Annotated in this window: 1 protein-coding gene; it reads right to left on the reverse strand. The window is 37.3% G+C overall.

Annotation, left to right across the window (positions count from 1 at the left end):
* Window positions 1–1049: hypothetical protein (locus tag AABB81_RS16055; RefSeq protein ID WP_342161590.1), on the reverse strand; the 1049-nt coding region annotated here is incomplete at both ends.

Below are 1049 nucleotides of genomic sequence, written 5' to 3' on the forward strand. Positions count from 1 at the left end.
GCATCAAGTTCTGAAGAAGTCAAACTGTTATTATCTACCTCCAATCTGTTCAGTAAAGAATTACCCGTAATATCAAGGGTCGAAATATTATTGCCAGAAGCACGAAAGAATGTTAAATCTGACAAAGTACTAATATCTATGCTGGAAATATTATTAGCCTGAACATGAAAATTATCCAAAGCAACAGCAGCAGTAGCATCAATGGCAGTAATATCCAATGTGTATACCTGAAATCTTGTAAGACCTACAAACCCATCGTTACTAGTAATTGTAATATTAATCGGGCTTCCATCATTAGAGCTAAAATCAAAGGTTGGAACATTGGCTGTTTGAGTCAGTGTACCAATAACTGCATTAGTAGCTTCCCAAACAAAGGCATTACCAGTATTTGTAACACTTCTTGGTGACCAGGCATTACTGGTGGAAGTTGTAGTAATTGACATAGTTGCAATAACAGGAGGTCCGGGGGCGTCAACATCAATTGTCCAACCTTTATCGATCAAATTATCATAACCGGGTTGAGCTGCTTCAGTAATTCCCTGATTACCTGCCAGATTCAAAATACCATCCGTCCCACCAAAAGCATCCAATTGATTTACTAAAGCATCAAGTTCTGAAGAAGTCAAACTGTTATTATCTACCTCCAATCTGTTCAGTAAAGAATTACCCGTAATATCAAGGGTCGAAATATTATTGCCAGAAGCACGAAAGAATGTTAAATCTGACAAAGTACTAATATCTATGCTGGAAATATTATTAGCCTGAACATGAAAATTATCCAAAGCAACAGCAGCAGTAGCATCAATGGCAGTAATATCCAATGTGTATACCTGAAATCTTGTAAGACCTACAAACCCATCGTTACTAGTAATTGTAATATTAATCGGGCTTCCATCATTAGAGCTAAAATCAAAGGTTGGAACATTGGCTGTTTGAGTCAGTGTACCAATAACTGCATTAGTAGCTTCCCAAACAAAGGCATTACCAGTATTTGTAACACTTCTTGGTGACCAGGCATTACTGGTGGAAGTTGTAGTAATTGACATAGT

Origin of the sequence: Lutimonas vermicola (assembly GCF_038433205.1) — a bacterium.
Taxonomy (GTDB): Bacteria; Bacteroidota; Bacteroidia; order Flavobacteriales; family Flavobacteriaceae; genus Lutimonas; species Lutimonas vermicola.